At 53.5% G+C, this 16976-nt stretch carries 16 protein-coding genes and 1 pseudogene; 9 read left to right on the top strand and 8 right to left on the bottom strand.

The features are described from left to right. Positions 1–192: 192 nt before the first annotated feature. Positions 193–1491: an MFS family transporter gene (locus GTGU_RS12010; protein WP_038157242.1), complete on the top strand. Its 1299-nt coding sequence runs from the start codon at positions 193–195 to the stop codon at positions 1489–1491. Between the two features lie 3 nt (positions 1492–1494). On the opposite strand, the gene GTGU_RS12005 is transcribed toward GTGU_RS12010, so the two are convergent. The 5 genes and pseudogenes from GTGU_RS12005 to trxC form a co-directional block, all read right to left on the bottom strand. After that, complete coding sequence (locus GTGU_RS12005) at positions 1495–1818, bottom strand: YfiM family lipoprotein (protein ID WP_038157250.1); 324 nt, start codon at positions 1816–1818, stop codon at positions 1495–1497. A 51-nt stretch (positions 1819–1869) separates the two neighbouring features. Beyond that, on the bottom strand, positions 1870–3225 hold the full coding sequence (pssA, locus tag GTGU_RS12000; RefSeq protein WP_038157240.1) for a CDP-diacylglycerol--serine O-phosphatidyltransferase: 1356 nt from the start codon (positions 3223–3225) through the stop codon (positions 1870–1872). A 110-nt stretch (positions 3226–3335) separates the two neighbouring features. Beyond that, positions 3336–6000, bottom strand: a pseudogene (locus GTGU_RS11995) (bifunctional acetate--CoA ligase family protein/GNAT family N-acetyltransferase). Between the two features lie 33 nt (positions 6001–6033). Beyond that, the gene (gene tapT / locus GTGU_RS11990; protein WP_038157237.1) at positions 6034–6732 is read right to left on the bottom strand and encodes a tRNA-uridine aminocarboxypropyltransferase; all 699 of its coding nucleotides are present in this window, start codon (positions 6730–6732) and stop codon (positions 6034–6036) included. 69 nt (positions 6733–6801) lie between these two features. After that, on the bottom strand, positions 6802–7227 hold the full coding sequence (gene trxC / locus GTGU_RS11985) for a thioredoxin TrxC (RefSeq protein WP_038157234.1): 426 nt from the start codon (positions 7225–7227) through the stop codon (positions 6802–6804). Positions 7228–7433: 206 nt separating this feature from the next. Here trxC and GTGU_RS11980 point away from each other — a divergent pair, with 206 nt between their 5' ends. Then, positions 7434–8504: a tRNA/rRNA methyltransferase gene (locus GTGU_RS11980; RefSeq protein WP_038157231.1), complete on the top strand. Its 1071-nt coding sequence runs from the start codon at positions 7434–7436 to the stop codon at positions 8502–8504. 34 nt (positions 8505–8538) lie between these two features. Here GTGU_RS11980 and ung read toward each other — a convergent pair whose 3' ends face one another. After that, on the bottom strand, positions 8539–9228 hold the full coding sequence (gene ung, locus GTGU_RS11975; RefSeq protein ID WP_038157228.1) for a uracil-DNA glycosylase: 690 nt from the start codon (positions 9226–9228) through the stop codon (positions 8539–8541). 316 nt (positions 9229–9544) lie between these two features. Here ung and grcA point away from each other — a divergent pair, with 316 nt between their 5' ends. Then, a complete protein-coding gene (gene grcA / locus GTGU_RS11970; RefSeq protein ID WP_038157224.1) occupies positions 9545–9928 on the top strand; it encodes an autonomous glycyl radical cofactor GrcA in 384 nt (127 codons plus the stop codon). Between the two features lie 55 nt (positions 9929–9983). On the opposite strand, the gene srmB is transcribed toward grcA, so the two are convergent. Then, positions 9984–11318 (bottom strand): ATP-dependent RNA helicase SrmB, encoded by a 1335-nt coding sequence (gene srmB, locus GTGU_RS11965; RefSeq protein WP_038157221.1) that lies wholly within the window; start codon positions 11316–11318, stop codon positions 9984–9986. Positions 11319–11450: 132 nt separating this feature from the next. Here srmB and trmN point away from each other — a divergent pair, with 132 nt between their 5' ends. Further along, a complete protein-coding gene (gene trmN / locus GTGU_RS11960; protein WP_038157220.1) occupies positions 11451–12188 on the top strand; it encodes a tRNA(1)(Val) (adenine(37)-N(6))-methyltransferase TrmN in 738 nt (245 codons plus the stop codon). Here trmN and nadB read toward each other — a convergent pair. Further along, on the bottom strand, positions 12173–13792 hold the full coding sequence (gene nadB / locus GTGU_RS11955) for an L-aspartate oxidase (RefSeq protein WP_038157217.1): 1620 nt from the start codon (positions 13790–13792) through the stop codon (positions 12173–12175). The two genes, trmN and nadB, sit on opposite strands and share 16 nt — an antisense overlap. A 322-nt stretch (positions 13793–14114) precedes the next feature. On the opposite strand from nadB, the gene rseD reads away from it, so the two are divergent. Genes rseD through rseC form a run of 5 tightly spaced genes read left to right on the top strand, consistent with a single transcriptional unit; the run spans position 14115 to position 16903 of the window. Next, positions 14115–14219, top strand: a complete 105-nt coding sequence (rseD, locus tag GTGU_RS27035; RefSeq protein WP_425427446.1) for a rpoE leader peptide RseD — start codon at positions 14115–14117, stop codon at positions 14217–14219. Then, positions 14216–14791, top strand: a complete 576-nt coding sequence (gene rpoE, locus GTGU_RS11950) for an RNA polymerase sigma factor RpoE (protein WP_038157215.1) — start codon at positions 14216–14218, stop codon at positions 14789–14791. The genes rseD and rpoE overlap by 4 nt, the downstream gene beginning before the upstream one ends. Before the next feature lie 32 nt (positions 14792–14823). Beyond that, a complete protein-coding gene (gene rseA / locus GTGU_RS11945; protein ID WP_038157212.1) occupies positions 14824–15474 on the top strand; it encodes an anti-sigma-E factor RseA in 651 nt (216 codons plus the stop codon). Then, positions 15474–16427 (top strand): sigma-E factor regulatory protein RseB, encoded by a 954-nt coding sequence (gene rseB / locus GTGU_RS11940; protein ID WP_038157210.1) that lies wholly within the window; start codon positions 15474–15476, stop codon positions 16425–16427. Before rseA ends, rseB begins: the two co-directional genes overlap by 1 nt. Continuing rightward, positions 16424–16903, top strand: a complete 480-nt coding sequence (gene rseC / locus GTGU_RS11935; RefSeq protein ID WP_038157207.1) for a SoxR-reducing system protein RseC — start codon at positions 16424–16426, stop codon at positions 16901–16903. The genes rseB and rseC overlap by 4 nt, the downstream gene beginning before the upstream one ends. The last annotated feature ends 73 nt before the right edge of the window (positions 16904–16976 follow it).

The following is a 16976-nucleotide window of genomic DNA, read 5'->3' as shown; positions in this document are numbered from 1 at the left end:
GCGCGGCAGAAAAAAAACGTCATCCCCATCTGCGTAAAATCCTGATTCGTGATCCTGCTAACAGAATTCGTGATCATCATCGCATAATTAAACGTAACAATTATGTAACATTTTTGCCACTTATTTTGTCATTTTAGCGGCGTGTGACGCCCGATGAGACAAGCATCCATCTTTGGCAGGAGAACGAGGACAATGACCGAAACGAGCATAGCTGCGCGTGATTCACTGACCAGTAGCGATACCCGGCGACGAGTATGGGCGATTGTCGGCGCCTCTTCAGGTAACCTGGTGGAATGGTTTGATTTCTACGTCTACTCGTTCTGCTCTCTCTATTTCGCCCATATCTTTTTCCCTGCGGGCAACACCACCACGCAACTGTTACAAACGGCTGGCGTATTCGCAGCCGGATTTCTAATGCGTCCGATTGGTGGCTGGCTCTTTGGTCGTATCGCCGACCGCCACGGCCGTAAAAAATCTATGCTGATCTCGGTGTGCATGATGTGTTTCGGTTCACTGGTAATCGCTTGCCTGCCAGGTTATGCCACGATCGGCACCTGGGCGCCCGCGCTGTTATTGCTGGCCCGATTATTCCAGGGATTGTCGGTCGGAGGAGAATATGGCACCAGCGCAACATACATGAGTGAAGTCGCCGTGGAAGGACGCAAAGGGTTTTACGCCTCTTTCCAGTATGTGACGCTGATTGGCGGACAGTTGCTGGCGCTGCTGGTTGTTGTCGTCTTACAACAGATTCTGAGTAGCGAAGCTCTGCATGCCTGGGGCTGGCGCATCCCGTTTGCGTTGGGAGCGGTGCTGGCCATTGTCGCGCTGTGGCTGCGTCGTCAACTGGACGAAACCTCACAAAAAGAGACGCGCACGCTGAAAGAAGCAGGTTCCTTTAAGGGACTATGGCGTAATCGCAAGGCGTTCCTGATGGTGCTGGGTTTTACTGCAGGGGGCTCGCTAACGTTTTATACCTTCACTACCTATATGCAGAAGTATCTGGTCAATACGGCAGGAATGAGCGCAAATACTGCCAGTATCCTGATGACCGCAGCGCTGTTTGTGTTTATGTTGATCCAGCCGATTATCGGCGCGCTGTCTGACAGGATCGGTCGCCGGACGTCAATGCTCATCTTTGGCGGACTGGCGACAGTATGTACTGTACCGATATTGTCCGCACTGCAAAGCGTGACGTCTCCTGTGGCTGCATTTGTATTAGTGATGTGCGCCCTGCTTATCGTCAGCTTCTATACCTCGATAAGCGGTATTCTGAAAGCGGAGATGTTTCCGGCGCAGGTCAGGGCGCTGGGGGTTGGTCTGTCGTATGCGGTGGCGAATGCCTTGTTTGGCGGATCGGCAGAATATGTCGCGTTGTCGCTGAAATCGGTGGGTTTTGAGTCGGCGTTTTTCTGGTACGTGACCCTGATGGGCGCGCTGGCATTTCTGGTGTCGCTGATGCTGCATGCGAAAGGAAAAGGGCTGCGCCTCTAGGCGTTACTGATGCGCCAGTTGCCAGACGGCAAACCCCGTTGTCGCACCAGCGACATCCCAGGCAAAATCTTTCCAGCTCCAGCCGCTTCCTGTCGGGCGGCTGTCCCACAACTCTTTACCCGCCCCGAGGCTGACGGAAAACAGCAGTCCGATTACTGCGCTGCGATCATGGCTGATACCCTGATGCTGAGCGTATTCATTGCCCGCTGCGGAGAGCATGGCAGACGCAAGAAAATGCTGCGCCTTATCCTGTCCGGACCACTGGTCATTTGCCATATGGCTACAGCCACTGAGAAGTAATACTACGAAAAGCAACACGACGCGCATGAGACGGGCAAGCTCCATAAGAAAAGGCCCCGGATGAGCGGGGCCAGAGAATTACAGAATACGGCTGATCAGCTTGTCTATTCGGATCCGGCGCAGACGGCGGATCAGCTTACGGACTTTGACCGGATAATCAGCGATGCTTTGCAGGTCGCGATAATGTTTCACTACAGTTGTGTGCGTGCGGATTAGCTCCAGCTCTTTTTGACGGGATGCCGCCAGCTGGTGTTGCGGATCGTGGATGAGAATAGCGTTCTCGAGATCCAGACGCCAGGCTCGCGGGTTCAGGTTGTTCCCGGTCAGTAGCATCCATTCGTCATCCACCCACATGCCTTTAAGATGATAAGTATTGTCATCATCTTTCCATAAACGGACCACAAGTTGTTCGGTGTTTACGTAATACTGCAGGCGGCTGAGGAAGCGACGCAGGTTGATCTCATAGAGATACGGCAGGGCGCCGATAATCTTAAACGGCTGATCTTCCGGAATATAAAAGTCGTTGGCGGTTTTATCGCCGACAATGATCTCTACCTTTTTCCCTTCCCGCAGTAACTGGATGATATTGCGTACCAGCAGGGCAGGCAGGTTGAAATACGGTGTGCAAATGGTGAGCTTATGCTCCGCACAGGGCATTAAATGGAAGATGGTTTTATTCAGGACGCTCGATTTTCCCAGACCGACCAGCGGTGTGACGGAAAGCTGTTCATTATCGGCATCACCCTGATAGTGATAACCGGTATCGCGCAATTCCTGACGATATAAACGAACATCGTTTTTGATTTCCGGGCTTCTCGGACGATCAGGTTTATCCAGACGGTGAACACCACGCCCTTGTACGAGATTCTGATCAGCCCAGTTAAACATGATATCCGCCATCTGCTGATTACGAACGCAGTGGTAGCGATCGTAGCGGTATTTGTCATGCTGATGCAGATAGACGTCGTTCAGACTGGCACCGCTGTAGAGCACACAATCATCGATGATAAAGCCTTTGAAGTGCAGAACGCCCAGCGCTTCACGGGTATTGACCGGCACGCCATAAACAGGCACATCAACGCCTGCATTTTCCTGCGCCATACGGCAATACCAGTCCGCGTTGGTATTCGATGCTGCCACCCCGATGCGGCCACGCTGTGCGCGATGCCAGTCGACCAGCACGCGGACGTCTAATTCAGGGCGTTGACGTTTGGCATCATACAGTGCCTGCAAAATGCCCTTACCGCCGTCGTCCTGCTCAAGATAAAGCGCAACGATACAGATACGCTGCGTGGCGCTGGCAATTTTCGCCAGCAGGGCTTCCCGAAAATCCGCGGGAGCGTAAAAAAACGCGACATCATCAACTGACTGAGAAAGCTTAGGTAGTTGAGCAAGGTGTTGTTGATGTTTATTTCGCTTAAATTTTGACAACATCACAGTGCAATTCTTCTCTGTTTATTGAAGGGTCCTCTGTACCATGCAGACGACAGAAGCGAACAATAATACCACCACTACTGACTAAAGTGGTCAACATTTCCAGCAGCTTACTCACGATCACCGGAGGACGCCAGTTTGAGCGTTAAGCCAACGATGCCCTCTTCGAGTTGAATGTCTACCTCGAAACCCAGCTTACGCGCCAGCGCCACCATGCCCTGATTATGCGGCATCGTAATCCCGGTGAGTCGCGCCAGACCGTGGTCGCGGGCATAGCCAATCAGTTTTTCCAGCAACATGCGTCCCAGGCCCAATCCTTTCAGATCCGAACGCACCAGCACAGCGAATTCCGCATCTGTATTATCAGGATCGGAAATCGCCCGTGCGACGCCGAGGATCTCCGGTTCACCCGGAGACACTCGCACGGCGACGAAAGCCATTTCTCGATCGTAGTCGATCTGGGTCATGTTGGCTAAATCATCATGGGTAAATTCGTTGATCTCGCTGAAATAGCGATAGTAGAGATCTTCCTTCGTGACCTGAGCGATGAACCTCTGTAGCGCCGGTTCATCTTCCGGCAGGATTGGTCGAAACAGGCAGCGCTCGCCGTTTTTCATCTCAACCCATTGTTCCAGTTGCTGCGGATAAGGGCGCACGGCCAGCCGGCTTTCATTGTCGCCTTCAAACGGTGCTATCTCCAGTGTGACATCCAGCGCCGTAAATTCGGTACCAGACGCCAGCAAAGGATGAATATCAAGACGCTGAATTTCCGGGCAATCGACAATCAGGTTGGAGACCTGAACCAACAACTGGCTCAGTCCGGCGACGTCCAGCGGACGTAATGCGCTGCGACCACGTATTTTTTTATTCTTGATCGCCTGAATGACCAGATAACGGGCGAGGTTCATGTTCAGCGGCGGTAACGCGACGGCGGCCTGATCCTGCGCGCGCCATTCAACGCCGCCTTCGCCAAGCATAATCAACGGGCCAAACACCGGATCATGCTCAACAACAACACGTAATTCCTGGGCACCAGCACGGTTCGCCATACTTTGCACCAGCAGACCATGAATGCGCGCCTGTGGCCATGTCATTTTCACGCGATCAAGCATGGCATCCGCTGCGCTCTGGACCTCAGACGCTGTGCGCAGATAGAGCATGACACCCTGTACTTCCGATTTATGCGGAATATCGGGTGACCGCAGTTTCAGCGCCACCGGATAACCAATCTGTTCGGCAATATGGACTGCCTCCGTGCTGTCGGCGGCAATCCAGGTCGGCAGTGTGTGCAGACCGTAAGCCTTCAGTACCGGCTGGACTTCATGCGTGTCGAGTGAAGTCGCGCCATCGGCGATGGCTTTTTGCAGCAGAGAGTGCGCTTGCGCCGCATTGGCCGTCAGGTTTAGCGGGATCGTCGGCGTTTCACGTAATTGCTTCTGGTTTCGACGATATTCAACCATATGCATAAAGGCGGTGATCGTCCCTTCAGGCGTGCGATATGTTGGAATGCCGGCGTCGCTGAACAGACGTCGCGCTTCCTGTGAAGAATATTCTCCGCACCAGTTAGTCAGCACGCTCACATATTTGCCACGTGGATGTTTTTTCACCGCATCAATCAGCGCCAGCGCGCTTTCTGTGCCCGGTGAGGCGGCACTGGGAGCATGGATCACCAGCAATGCATCAAAGTCCTGGCTGTCCAGAAGAATATTGATCACAGCGGTATAGTGTTCACTTAACGCATCGTCGCGTAAATCCAGCGGGTTAGCGATTTCCACGCCGTCGCGTAATGCCTGACGCAACCGCGCAAGCGTCTCTTCGCTCAGCGTTGCCAGCTTACCATTGCGCAGCCAGAGTTCATCCAGCGCCAGCGCTGCCGGGGCCGCGCCATTACTGACAATCATCAGTTTGTCGCCGCGCAACGGGCGCATATGGCTCAGGGTTTCAACGGCCGAAAAGAGTTCGTGTGTATCCTGCACGCGCAGTAAACCAGCGCGCTGGATAGCGGCATCCCACGCAGGATCGATCCCGGAATTGACCTGCAACAATCGTTGCGCGTCCGGGCTGCGACCGCTTTTAATTACCAGAATGGGTTTATTGCGCGAAGCGCTGCGTGCGGCGGAAACGAACCGACGCGCATCGCTGAGATGTTCCAGATAGAGCAAAATGGCGCTGGTTTTGGTATCGCGGGCGAGGTAATCAAGCAAATCATCGACGTCGATATCCAGACTGTCACCGAGGGCGATGAAGTAAGAAAACCCCATCTCACGCTGCTGCGCCCAGTCGAGGATCGTATTAGACACCGCAGCGGATTGCGAAATAAACGCCAGTTTGCCAGGGCGAATGGGGACTGGCGAAAAACTGGCGTTCAGCCCCTGCCATGGGGCCAGCAGTCCAAGACTGTTTGGTCCTAAAAGCCGCATCTGATAACGACGGGCACAGGTTTTCAGTTCGGCAAACTGTTCAGGTGGCGAGGAGAGGATAATGCAGGTTTTACATCCTTTCTCGCCTAATGCTTCCAGTAAAGCCAGATTTCGTTTCGCATGAGTGCAGAGTACCGCCAGGTCAGGTGTGAATGGCAGACTGTCTATGTCCGGCCAGGCGAGAACGCCCAGCACCGCTTTCCAGTTCGGCGTGACGGGCAACACCGGGCCGCTGAAGCCGCCAGACAGCAAATTGCGCATCATCAGATAACCGGCACGCTGAGGCTTTCATTGAGGCGCCAATGACAGCGATCGATTTAGGGCGAAGTAGCGCTTCCAGGCCACGCTGGCTCATACCGGTCTCCTTTGCACAAGTGACTGGATGATTCTAAACGCTTTCTTCCATTTCTGCTGTGACGCTTCCCTTATGCTGCGTTTTTCCTGCCAGATAGCGCGAGCGGAAACGGTCAAAGTGATCCCCAAGCGCGGCGGCGGCATCGGTGTCGCCCGCCAGATCCAGCAACGCAATAGCCACTTCCGCCGTGCAGTACTGCCCTTCAGCATGGACTTCACGCAACCGGTACGCTGACACGCGCGACAGATCGACTGAGATCAACGGCAGGTTATCGAGCCACGGACTTTTGCGAAACATTTTCCGCGCTTCGGTCCAGGTGCCGTCGAGCATAATAAACAGCGGCGGTTTACCACGGGCTGGCGTGCTGATCACCTGGCGTTCGGGATCGGCATACGAGGCCGGAAATACCACAACGGGCTGATAATCCGGATTACGCACCAGATCCAGCAATGCTTGCGGCGGAGCGGTCCGTGACCATTGAAACGCGTCAGTGTCGGGCAGAATGTCCGCAATGAGTCGACCAGTATTGCTCGGTTTCATTGGCTCGGTATCGAACATCACCAGGCAGAAACGGCTCCTGGCGCTTGCAGTGGTTAGGGTATCGCACAAACACTGTCTGAGCGGCAGCAGGCAACGCTGGCACCGACGAATTCGGTTTCCCCTGGCGAGAAAAGGGCGGGTAGCGCGCGCAAGGCGTTCAGCGCGTAATCTGAGAACGGCGTTATCGGTCATGGGTGTCTGGCAGAAAAAACGCTATTGTCGCAGAGGTTAAAACGGGGCACAAGCTGTGCCCCGGCAGGATCAGGACGGCGTGGCCTCGTTCAGCCAGCTGTCAAACGGCGCTTTCGGTACGGCGCCATTCAGCATATCAACCACTTCACCATTTTTGAAAATCATGATGGTCGGAATGCTGCGGATATTAAAGCGTGCGCTCAGTTCGCGTTCCGCTTCCGTATTCACTTTAACAAAGCGCATTTTTCCGCTGCGCTCTTCCGCGACATCTTCAAAGATCGGCGCAAAGTTTTTGCAAGGGCCGCACCACGGCGCCCAGAAATCGACCACAACAGGAAGATCATCTTTCAGCAATTTATCCAGCGTTGCACCGGTGGCATTGATCACATCACCATCAAACAGGTCATGACCACAGCGTCCACATTTCGCAGCGTCGTTAAGACGATCATCGGGGATGCGGTTGAGCGCCTGACAGCTGGCACAAACGGTATTCATAACTAACCTCGGGTCTGAATGGGCAACGGCATCACGCCGCTGCCAGATTGTTTCGATAATGTTACATATTATCGGCGAAGGCATCTGAATGGACAAAGTGGTTTATTCAATGAGTACAATAGTCATAGTCTTTTGTAGGAAGTCATGGCGAAGCGGGGCCACATCGGGTAATCTTCGCGCTTCGCGCAGCGCAGGTGGAGAAAGAAATGAACGACGAACTAAAGAATAAAAGCGGCAAGGTCAAAGTGATGTATGTCCGCAGTGATGATGACTCGGATAAACGCACCCAGAATCCGCGTACCGGAAAGGGGGGAGGGCGTAGTGGCGCTTCCCGTACTGAAGGTGGTCGTCGTCCGGTGCGTGAGGGAAAATCCGCGCAACCTGCGCGCGAGCGCAACCGTGATCGCAATGATCGTGGTGATCGCGATCGTGATGCTTCTCCGTGGCGTACCGTTTCCCGCGCGCCGGGGGATGACACGCCGGTGAAACCGGATCACGGTGGCATCAGCGGTAAAAGTTTTATTGACCCGGAAGTGCTGCGCCGTCAGCGCGCGGAAGAGACGCGCGTGTATGGCGAAAATGCCTGCCAGGCCCTGTTTCAGAGCCGTCCGGATTCTATCGTTCGCGCCTGGTTTATCCAGAGTGTGACGCCGCGTTTTAAAGAGGCGCTGTGCTGGATGGCGGCGAACCGCAAAGCGTATCACGTGGTGGATGATGCTGAGCTGACAAAAGCCTCTGGTACTGAGCATCATGGCGGCGTCTGCTTCCTGATCAAAAAACGTAACGGTACCACGGTGAAGCAGTGGGTCAGTAAGGCGGCAGAAGATGATTGCGTACTGGCGCTGGAAGATGTCGGCAACCCGCATAACCTCGGCGCGATGATGCGCAGCTGCGCGCACTTCGGCGTGAAAGGCGTGGTGGTACAAGATGCAGCGCTGCTGGAATCCGGTGCGGCAATTCGTACCGCAGAAGGTGGTGCCGAGCATGTGGAGCCGATCACCGGCGACAGCTTCATCGAGACGCTGGATCAGTTCCGCAATGCGGGTTATACCATCGTTTCCACCTCCAGCCATAAAGGCACGCCACTGTTTAAAGCTACGCTGCCGAAGAAGATGGTGCTGGTGCTGGGGCAGGAGCGAGATGGTCTGTCTGATGCCGCCCTCGACAGCGCCGATCTGAGCGTATCAATCAATGGCACCGGTCATGTGGAGAGTCTGAACGTCTCCGTTGCGACCGGTGTATTGCTTGCCGAATGGTGGCGACAGAACAAAGCCTGATGCAAAAAAGCCAGCGATGATGCTGGCTTTTTTATTACTCGCTTTCTGCCGGTAGCACGGGCATCCAGTCAATGGGTGTTTCACCCTGCTGTGACAACCACTCATTTGCCAGCACAAAATGGTTACAGCCGAAGAAGCCGCGATGTGCCGACAGCGGCGATGGGTGAGGGGCCCGTAATACATGATGACGCTGTTTGTCGATAATCGTCCCTTTCTTCTGGGCGTGTGATCCCCACAATAAAAACACCACCCCTTCGCGATGTTCGTTGATAAGGCTGATGACCTTATCCGTAAATGTTTCCCACCCCAGACTGGCGTGTGAGTGTGCCTGACCTGCACGTACTGTTAAAACGGTATTGAGCAACAGAACACCCTGACGCGCCCAGCTTTCCAGATAACCGTGATCCGGGCGGGTAAAGCCAGGAATGGATTGCTCCAGTTCTTTATACATATTGAGCAATGATGGCGGCGTGGCGATGCCGGGACGAACAGAAAACGCCAGACCATGCGCCTGTCCAGGACCGTGATAGGGATCCTGACCGAGAATGACAACCTTCACATCGCCCAACTCAGTAAAACGAAAGGCGTTAAACACATCTTTCTGCGGGGGATAGATGGTTATACCTGACTGCCGCTCGCTGGCGACGGTCTTGAGTGTATTCAGAAAGTAAGGTTGTTGCTTTTCGTCAGCCAGCACGTCGTGCCAGGTTAATTCAGTTGTCATTTCGCTCTCCTGCGAATCTGTATAGGGATAGCTTAACGGCTTCTTTCTGCATAACAAAATCTGTAAATCACAAACGTCGTCGTTGCTATAAAAAAAGTTGAAACTTTACAAAAATAATTTGGCGCAGCAGGTGGTGTAACTTGATATAAAACAAGTATTTTCTGGTATACCCATCTTTTCGGTGTGGTTTTTATTGATATAAATCAAAGAATCGAGGGGGTGCCACTGTTATACATACACTCAAGCAACAATGGTTTTACCAATTGGCCGTAAACCGGCCGGTTAAATGAATATGCAGAGCCTGAGGAGGCACCAAATGATTACAGGTATTCAGATTACTAAAGCCGCAAACGACAATCTGCTGAACTCTTTCTGGTTGCTGGACAGTGAGAAGGGTGAAGCTCGCTGCCTGTGTGCTAAAGGCGATTTCACGGAAGATCAGGTTGTTGCTGTCAGCAATCTGGGCGACATTGAATACCGTGAAATCCCGGTAGATGTAAAACCGGAAGTGCGTGTAGAAGGCGGCCAGCACCTGAACGTTAACGTGCTGCGTCGTGAAACGCTGGAAGATGCGGTTAAGCATCCGGAAAAATACCCGCAGCTGACCATCCGCGTTTCGGGTTATGCGGTTCGTTTCAACTCCCTGACTCCGGAACAACAGCGCGACGTTATCGCTCGTACCTTTACAGAAAGCCTGTAATTCTCTTACGGGCGTGGAAATAAAAAAGCCGGGAATGTTATTTCCCGGCTTTTTTTTACTCTTCTGTTGATGGTGTTGAGGCTGTGCTGCCGCTCGGCTTACGACGCTTACCAATGTTCTTAGTATCGCGATGGCGTTTTTTGACGCGCGGTTTTTCTTTCTCTTTCTCTTTTTTCTTCTCTTCGCGTTTCGCCAGCGCTTTCTTCGATGGTTTCCCGGTCATCTTTTCGCTTGGTGCGCGCGTGGTCGGGCGAAGCTCATCAATGACGCGCGGCTTTAGCGGTTCTTCGATATAGCGACCGATTTTCTGCAGCAGCAGGTGATCATGGGCTTCAACCAGCGAGATTGCGGTACCTTTGCGTCCCGCGCGCCCAGTACGGCCGATGCGGTGCAGGTAGGTGTCTCCACTGCGCGGCATGTCGAAGTTAATGACGTGACTCACATCAGGAATATCAATCCCGCGGGCGGCAACATCGGTGGCAATCAGCACGTTAACGCGACCGTCAGTAAGACGTTTAATACCTTCGTTACGTTTAACCTGCGCCATCTCGCCTTCAAGGTAGCAGTTATTAATGCCTGACGAACGCAGCATTTCCGCCAGTTCGTGTACACGCTCGCGTTTACGCACGAACACAATAGAACGGGTGGCGTCCTCCTGTTTCAGCAGGTGCTTCAACAGGGCGACTTTGTGTTCGAAGTTGTCGGCACGGTAATACCACTGATGAATTTTCTTGCGCTCACGGGTGGATGGCGTAGCGGAAACCTCCACCGGATCTTCCAGCAGACGCTCAGCAAAATCTTTTATGGCGTCGCCTTCCAGGGTAGCGGAAAACAGCAGGGTTTGCTTGCGCCAGCGGGTTTCACCGGAAATATGCTCAATGTCCTGGGCAAAACCCATGTCGAGCATCCGATCCGCTTCGTCAAGAATGAGCGTTTCGACCGCGCGGCAATCGAAATTTTCTTCTTTAATATATTGCAGCAGACGACCTGTCGTTGCGACAACGATATCCTGATTTTCGCTGAACACTTCCGCATGGTTCATATAAGCCACACCGCCGGTGATTGTGGCGATATCAAGGTGGGTATGTGCCGCCAGCTCGCGAGCGTGATCGGCAACCTGCATGGCCAGCTCACGGGTCGGTGTCAGGATCAAAATGCGCGGTGGCCCGGATTTTTTGCGCGGAAAGTCGAGCAGGTGCTGCAACGCAGGCAGCAGATATGCCGCCGTTTTACCGGTACCGGTCGGCGCAGAACCAAGGACATCACGGCCATCGAGCGCAGGCGGAATAGCGGCAGCCTGAATGGCGGTCGGGCGAGTGAAACCTTTATCCTGGAGGGCATCCAGAAGGTTTTCGTCGAGTTCGAGTTCGGAAAAAGTCGTTACAGTCATGATCTACCTCTGTGTGGGGCGCTGATTATAGACGTTACGGCTGTAATGTTCATCTGTTTGTATGGATAACTGTTCTCAGGTATTGTGCATAACCTAAAACAAATCCCGCTTTTACTTGCCAGGATGCATGTTATGTTTGACCCAAAATCCGTGCTGCGCCGTAATGGATTTACCTTCAAGCAGTTCTTTGTTGCGCACGATCGTTGTGCCATGAAAGTGGGGACTGATGGCATTCTGTTGGGTGCTTGGGCTCCGATTGCCCGCGTCAATCGTATTCTTGATATTGGTACGGGAAGCGGTCTGCTGGCGCTGATGCTGGCGCAAAGAACCGACGATCACGTTACCATTGATGCCGTTGAACTTGATGACGACGCCGCTGCGCAGGCACAGGAAAACGTCGCCGAATCGCCGTGGTCTACGCGCGTGAAGGTGCATCATGCGGATATTCAGCAATGGCTTCACCAGCAAACCCGCCGTTATGACCTGATTGTCAGCAATCCTCCCTATTATGAGCAGGGCGTGGAGTGTGCGACGCCACAGCGTGAACAAGCCCGTTATACCACGTCGCTCGATCACACCGCTCTGCTGAATTGCGCTGCAGAAGCGATCACTGAAGAGGGGTTTTTCTGTCTGGTGCTGCCAGAAAGCATCGGCACGGCATTTACCGAGAAGGCACTTTCGCTCGGCTGGAATCTGCGTCTGCGGACGGACATCGCCGAAACCGAACTGCGTCCGCCGCATCGCGTATTGTTGGCGTTTTCGCCAAAAGCCGGTGAGTATTTTTGCGATCGGCTGGTGATCCGTGGGCCAGAGCAGCAATACTCGGAAGGGTATACGGCGCTGACCCAGGCCTTCTATTTATTCATGTAAGCCAGCGGGGAAAGCACTGACGGACCGGATTCCGCCAGCGGCTGCGGGTAATCCAGCGTGTAGTGCAAACCCCGACTCTCTTTGCGTAGCATCGCGCAACGAACGATCAGTTCAGCCACCTGAACCAGGTTGCGCAGCTCCAGTAAATTATTCGACACGCGGAATTTTGCGTAGTACTCATCCAGCTCTTGCTGCAACAGGGTGATGCGGCGCAGTGCGCGTTCAAGCCGCTTTGTGGTTCGCACAATGCCGACGTAATCCCACATAAAGAGGCGTAACTCGTGCCAGTTATGCTGGATAACAACCAGTTCGTCCGGGTTCTCTACGCGGCTTTCATCCCATGCGGGAAGTGATGACGTTGCGCGTGCGTATGGCATCCGTTTTTTAATATCTTCGGCCGCTGACCAGCCGTAGACAAGGCATTCCAGCAGCGAGTTGGACGCCATCCGGTTCGCGCCATGCAGCCCGGTATAGCTCACCTCGCCAATCGCATACAGGCCGTCAACATCGGTGCGGCCATAATCATCCACCATCACGCCGCCGCAGGTGTAATGCGCAGCAGGTACAATCGGCACGGGGTGTTTTGTGAGATCAATGCCGAGGCCGAGCAGCTTGTCATAAATCATCGGGAAGTGCTGGCGGATAAAGTCGTCGGGTTTGTGGCTGATATCCAGATACATACAGTCCGCACCGAGACGTTTCATCTCATGGTCGATGGCACGGGCGACAATATCGCGAGGCGCCAGTTCGCCGCGCGCATCAAAATCAGGCATAAAGCGTGTGCCGTCAGGCCGCTTCAACAATGCACCTTCACCGCGAAGCGCTTCTGTCAGCAGGAAATTTCTCGCCTGCGGATGATAAAGCGCGGTCGGGTGAAACTGATTAAACTCGAGATTCGCCACCCGACAGCCTGCGCGCCAGGCCATGGCAATACCATCACCGGACGAGATATCCGGATTGGTAGTGTACTGATACACTTTCGACGCGCCCCCCGTCGCCAGTACCACCGATTTTGCCTGGCAGGTTTCCACTCGTTCCTGATTGCGATTCCAGATCCACGCCCCGACAACGCGCCGCGTACCGGGCAGCCCGATTTTATCGGATATGATGAGATCGACGGCGTTGTGGCGTTCGAGTATCTGGATATTTGGATGGTTTAACGCCTTGCTGACCAGCGTGGTTTCCACGGCTTTGCCGGTGGCGTCGGCGGAATGAAGGATGCGGCGATGGCTGTGCCCACCTTCTCTCGTCAGATGATAGCTCTCTTCGCCGTTGGCCTGCGTTTGCGTATCGAACAACACACCCTGATCGATAAGCCATTGCACGCAGGCTTTGGCGTTGCTGGCGACAAACGAGACGGCGTGGCGGTCGCAGATCCCGGCCCCGGCAATCAGGGTATCTTCAATGTGCGACTCGATGCTGTCTGTTTCGTCAAACACGGCGGCGATACCGCCCTGTGCGTAAAAGGTAGAACCTTCGCTGGCGGGACCTTTGCTTAAAACAATCACCGAACTGTGTTCCGCAAGGCGCAATGCCAGCGATAAACCTGCAGCGCCGCTGCCGATAATAAGCACATCACAAGCGTGGTTGGGCGTCGTATTCATCTTTTTTGTTTAATGTACTAAACATGGTTTTGCGAGCATACCATCAGAATACGCTTTTGAGCACATTTTTTTTACGATGAGGTTGTAATGGCTAAACAGAAGGCAGGGGAAAAGAAGATGTTTGAAAGCGAGGAAATATTTTGCGAAGCAGATCGTTAGCTTCGGATTTTATGATGAAATAAACCCTGTGTTAAGCTACCCTGCTGGCGTGCTGAACGCTTTAATTACACACAATCGCGTTGTTAAGCATTGGTAGACTTATAATGAATGATAATGACCGGTCTCAATGATTAACAAAAAAACAATGGCGTAACGGAACTTTATGATTATCAGAAACTCTAACCGATTGCTTGCTCATAGTGCATTGATGGAGTGGCGTTCTGATTACGCATGGGAATTAGGTTTGGGGAGACATTACCTCGGATGAGCGAGCAGTTAACGGATCAGGTCCTCGTTGAACGGGTCCAGAAGGGAGATCAGAAAGCATTTAACCTACTGGTAGTGCGCTATCAGCATAAGGTGGCGAGTCTGGTTTCCCGCTATGTACCATCAGGTGACGTGCCTGATGTTGTACAAGAGTCTTTTATTAAGGCCTATCGCGCGCTGGATTCTTTCCGGGGGGATAGTGCTTTTTATACCTGGTTGTATCGTATTGCGGTTAATACCGCGAAGAACTACCTGGTCGCTCAGGGGCGCCGTCCACCATCAAGTGATGTGGACGCTATTGAAGCAGAAAACTACGAAAGTGGTGGCGCGCTGAAAGAAATTTCGAACCCTGAGAACTTAATGTTGTCAGAAGAACTGAGACAAATTGTTTTTCGTACCATTGAGTCGCTTCCGGAGGATTTACGCATGGCAATTACCCTGCGGGAGCTGGATGGCCTGAGCTATGAAGAGATAGCCGCTATCATGGATTGTCCGGTCGGTACGGTTCGTTCGCGTATCTTCCGGGCGCGAGAAGCTATTGATAATAAAGTTCAACCGCTTATCAGGCGTTGACGATAGCGGGATACTGGAAAAGGTATTTAGGCATGCAGAAAGAACAACTTTCCGCTTTAATGGATGGCGAAACGCTGGATAACGAGCTCCTCACTACGTTGAGTGGTTCTCCTGAACTGCAAAAAACCTGGGAAAGCTACCACCTCATCCGCGATTCACTCCGTGGCGATACAGGCGAGATGCTCCATTTTGATATCTCTGCTCGCGTCATGGCCGCCATTGAAAACGAGCCTGTGCGCCAGGCAACGCCGTTGATTCCTGAAGCCCAACCGGCACCATACCAGTGGCAAAAAATGCCGTTCTGGCAAAAAGTGCGCCCGTGGGCCAGCTCACTCACTCAAATGGGTGTCGCCGCCTGTGTATCACTTGCAGTCATCGTCGGCGTGCAGCAGTATAATGGGCAATCTGAATCATCCCGGCAGCCTGAAGCACCTGTCTTCAACACTTTGCCAATGATGGGTAAAGCCAGCCCGGTTAGCCTGGGCGTACCTGCTGATGCCACTGCCGGTACCGGCCAGCAACAGCAAGTGCAGGAGCAACGCCGTCGTATCAACGCGATGTTGCAGGATTATGAGTTGCAGCGTCGTTTGCACTCCGAACAGCTTCAGTTTGAACAGGCACAAACCCAGCAAGCCGCTGTTCAGGTGCCAGGATATCAAACATTAGGAACGCAATCGCAGTAATGAAGCAACTTTGGTGTGCCATACCGATTGTGGTTGGTAGCCTGTTCTTCTCTGTCAACGCCTCGGCTGATGTCTCGTCCGGGGCGTTGTTGCAGCAAATGAACCTGGCGAGCCAGTCACTCAATTACGAGCTGTCATTTGTCAGCATCAGCAAGCAAGGCGTCGAATCACTGCGTTATCGCCACGCTCGTCTTAACAATCAACCATTATCTCAGCTTCTGCAGATGGATGGCCCACGTCGTGAAGTCGTCCAGCGCGGTAATGAGATCAGCTATTTTGAGCCAGGGCTTGAACCCTTCACGCTCAATGGCGACTACATCGTTGATTCCTTACCCTCGCTGGTCTATACCGATTTCAAACGCCTGTCGCCTTACTACGACTTTATCTCTGTCGGGCGTACCCGTATTGCCGATCACCTGTGCGAAGTGATTCGCGTAGTGGCAAAAGACGGCACACGTTACAGCCATATTGTCTGGCTGGATTCCGAAACCAAACTGCCGCTGCGCGTCGATTTACTTGATCGCGACGGCGAAACGCTGGAGCAGTTCCGCGTGATTGCGTTTACAGTGAATAACAGCGTAAGCGATAGCATGGAAAATCTGGCTAAAGCCAGCCTGCCGCCGCTGCTTTCGGTACCGGCGGGGGATAAATCCAGCTTTAACTGGACGACCTCCTGGGTACCACAGGGGTTCAGTGAAGTTTCCAGTAGCCGCCGCACATTGCCGACGCTCAATGTGGCGGTAGAATCGCGTTTGTATTCTGATGGCCTGTTCAGCTTCTCGGTGAATGTCAGCCGGGCAACGCCAACCAGCAGCGAACAAATGCTGCGTACGGGGCGTCGCACGGTGGTCACCTCGATCCGCGATAATGCAGAAATCACTATTGTTGGCGAGTTGCCGCCACCAACGGCCAGGCGCATCGCGGAAAGCGTTAAATTCGGGGCGGTACAATGATTAAAGAATGGGCAACCGTTATCTCCTGGCAAAGCGGGATGGCGAAAGTCAGTTGCGATGTCAAAGCTTCATGCAGCAGTTGCGCATCGCGCGCAGGCTGCGGCTCTCGCATACTGAACAAACTCGGACCGCAAACACAGCATACGATCGTCGTCCCGAGTGAGCAGCCGCTTGTCGCCGGGCAAAAAGTTGAACTGGGTATTGCCGAAGGCAGCCTGTTGAGTTCTGCGCTGCTGGTCTATATGTCGCCGCTGGTGGGGTTGTTTGTGGTGGGCGGCCTCTTTCAGGTGCTTTTCGGCGGCGATCTCGCGGCGCTCTGCGGTGCGCTGCTCGGCGGCGTCGGCGGCTTTTTACTCGCCCGCGGTCTGTCGCCAATGCTGGCGGCTCGTGCCGAATGGCAGCCAGTTATCCTGAGCGTTGGCCTTCCTCCTGACATGCTGCGTGTTGACGCATCCCCCTCCGAAACAGGCCAGTGATCGCGCTGGCTTTCGTTTTACTTACATCTCGCATCAGATCTCCCGCTAAGCTTACCGGAAGAGCATTTCCTGG

Source organism: Trabulsiella guamensis ATCC 49490 (assembly GCF_000734965.1).
Lineage (GTDB): Bacteria > Pseudomonadota > Gammaproteobacteria > Enterobacterales > Enterobacteriaceae > Trabulsiella > Trabulsiella guamensis.
Note: the sequence above shows the minus strand (reverse complement) of the source record. Positions and strands in the feature narration are given on the sequence as shown.

What these genes read in the sequence shown, in the direction of transcription:
- GTGU_RS12010 (WP_038157242.1), top strand. Translation starts at nt 193, where the DNA reads ATGACCGAAACGAGCATAGCTGCGCGTGATTCACTGACCAGTAGCGAT.
- GTGU_RS12005 (WP_038157250.1), bottom strand. Translation starts at nt 1,818, where the DNA reads ATGCGCGTCGTGTTGCTTTTCGTAGTATTACTTCTCAGTGGCTGTAGC.
- pssA (WP_038157240.1), bottom strand. Translation starts at nt 3,225, where the DNA reads ATGTTGTCAAAATTTAAGCGAAATAAACATCAACAACACCTTGCTCAA.
- tapT (WP_038157237.1), bottom strand. Translation starts at nt 6,732, where the DNA reads ATGACCGATAACGCCGTTCTCAGATTACGCGCTGAACGCCTTGCGCGC.
- trxC (WP_038157234.1), bottom strand. Translation starts at nt 7,227, where the DNA reads ATGAATACCGTTTGTGCCAGCTGTCAGGCGCTCAACCGCATCCCCGAT.
- GTGU_RS11980 (WP_038157231.1), top strand. Translation starts at nt 7,434, where the DNA reads ATGAACGACGAACTAAAGAATAAAAGCGGCAAGGTCAAAGTGATGTAT.
- ung (WP_038157228.1), bottom strand. Translation starts at nt 9,228, where the DNA reads ATGACAACTGAATTAACCTGGCACGACGTGCTGGCTGACGAAAAGCAA.
- grcA (WP_038157224.1), top strand. Translation starts at nt 9,545, where the DNA reads ATGATTACAGGTATTCAGATTACTAAAGCCGCAAACGACAATCTGCTG.
- srmB (WP_038157221.1), bottom strand. Translation starts at nt 11,318, where the DNA reads ATGACTGTAACGACTTTTTCCGAACTCGAACTCGACGAAAACCTTCTG.
- trmN (WP_038157220.1), top strand. Translation starts at nt 11,451, where the DNA reads ATGTTTGACCCAAAATCCGTGCTGCGCCGTAATGGATTTACCTTCAAG.
- nadB (WP_038157217.1), bottom strand. Translation starts at nt 13,792, where the DNA reads ATGAATACGACGCCCAACCACGCTTGTGATGTGCTTATTATCGGCAGC.
- rseD (WP_425427446.1), top strand. Translation starts at nt 14,115, where the DNA reads ATGATTATCAGAAACTCTAACCGATTGCTTGCTCATAGTGCATTGATG.
- rpoE (WP_038157215.1), top strand. Translation starts at nt 14,216, where the DNA reads ATGAGCGAGCAGTTAACGGATCAGGTCCTCGTTGAACGGGTCCAGAAG.
- rseA (WP_038157212.1), top strand. Translation starts at nt 14,824, where the DNA reads ATGCAGAAAGAACAACTTTCCGCTTTAATGGATGGCGAAACGCTGGAT.
- rseB (WP_038157210.1), top strand. Translation starts at nt 15,474, where the DNA reads ATGAAGCAACTTTGGTGTGCCATACCGATTGTGGTTGGTAGCCTGTTC.
- rseC (WP_038157207.1), top strand. Translation starts at nt 16,424, where the DNA reads ATGATTAAAGAATGGGCAACCGTTATCTCCTGGCAAAGCGGGATGGCG.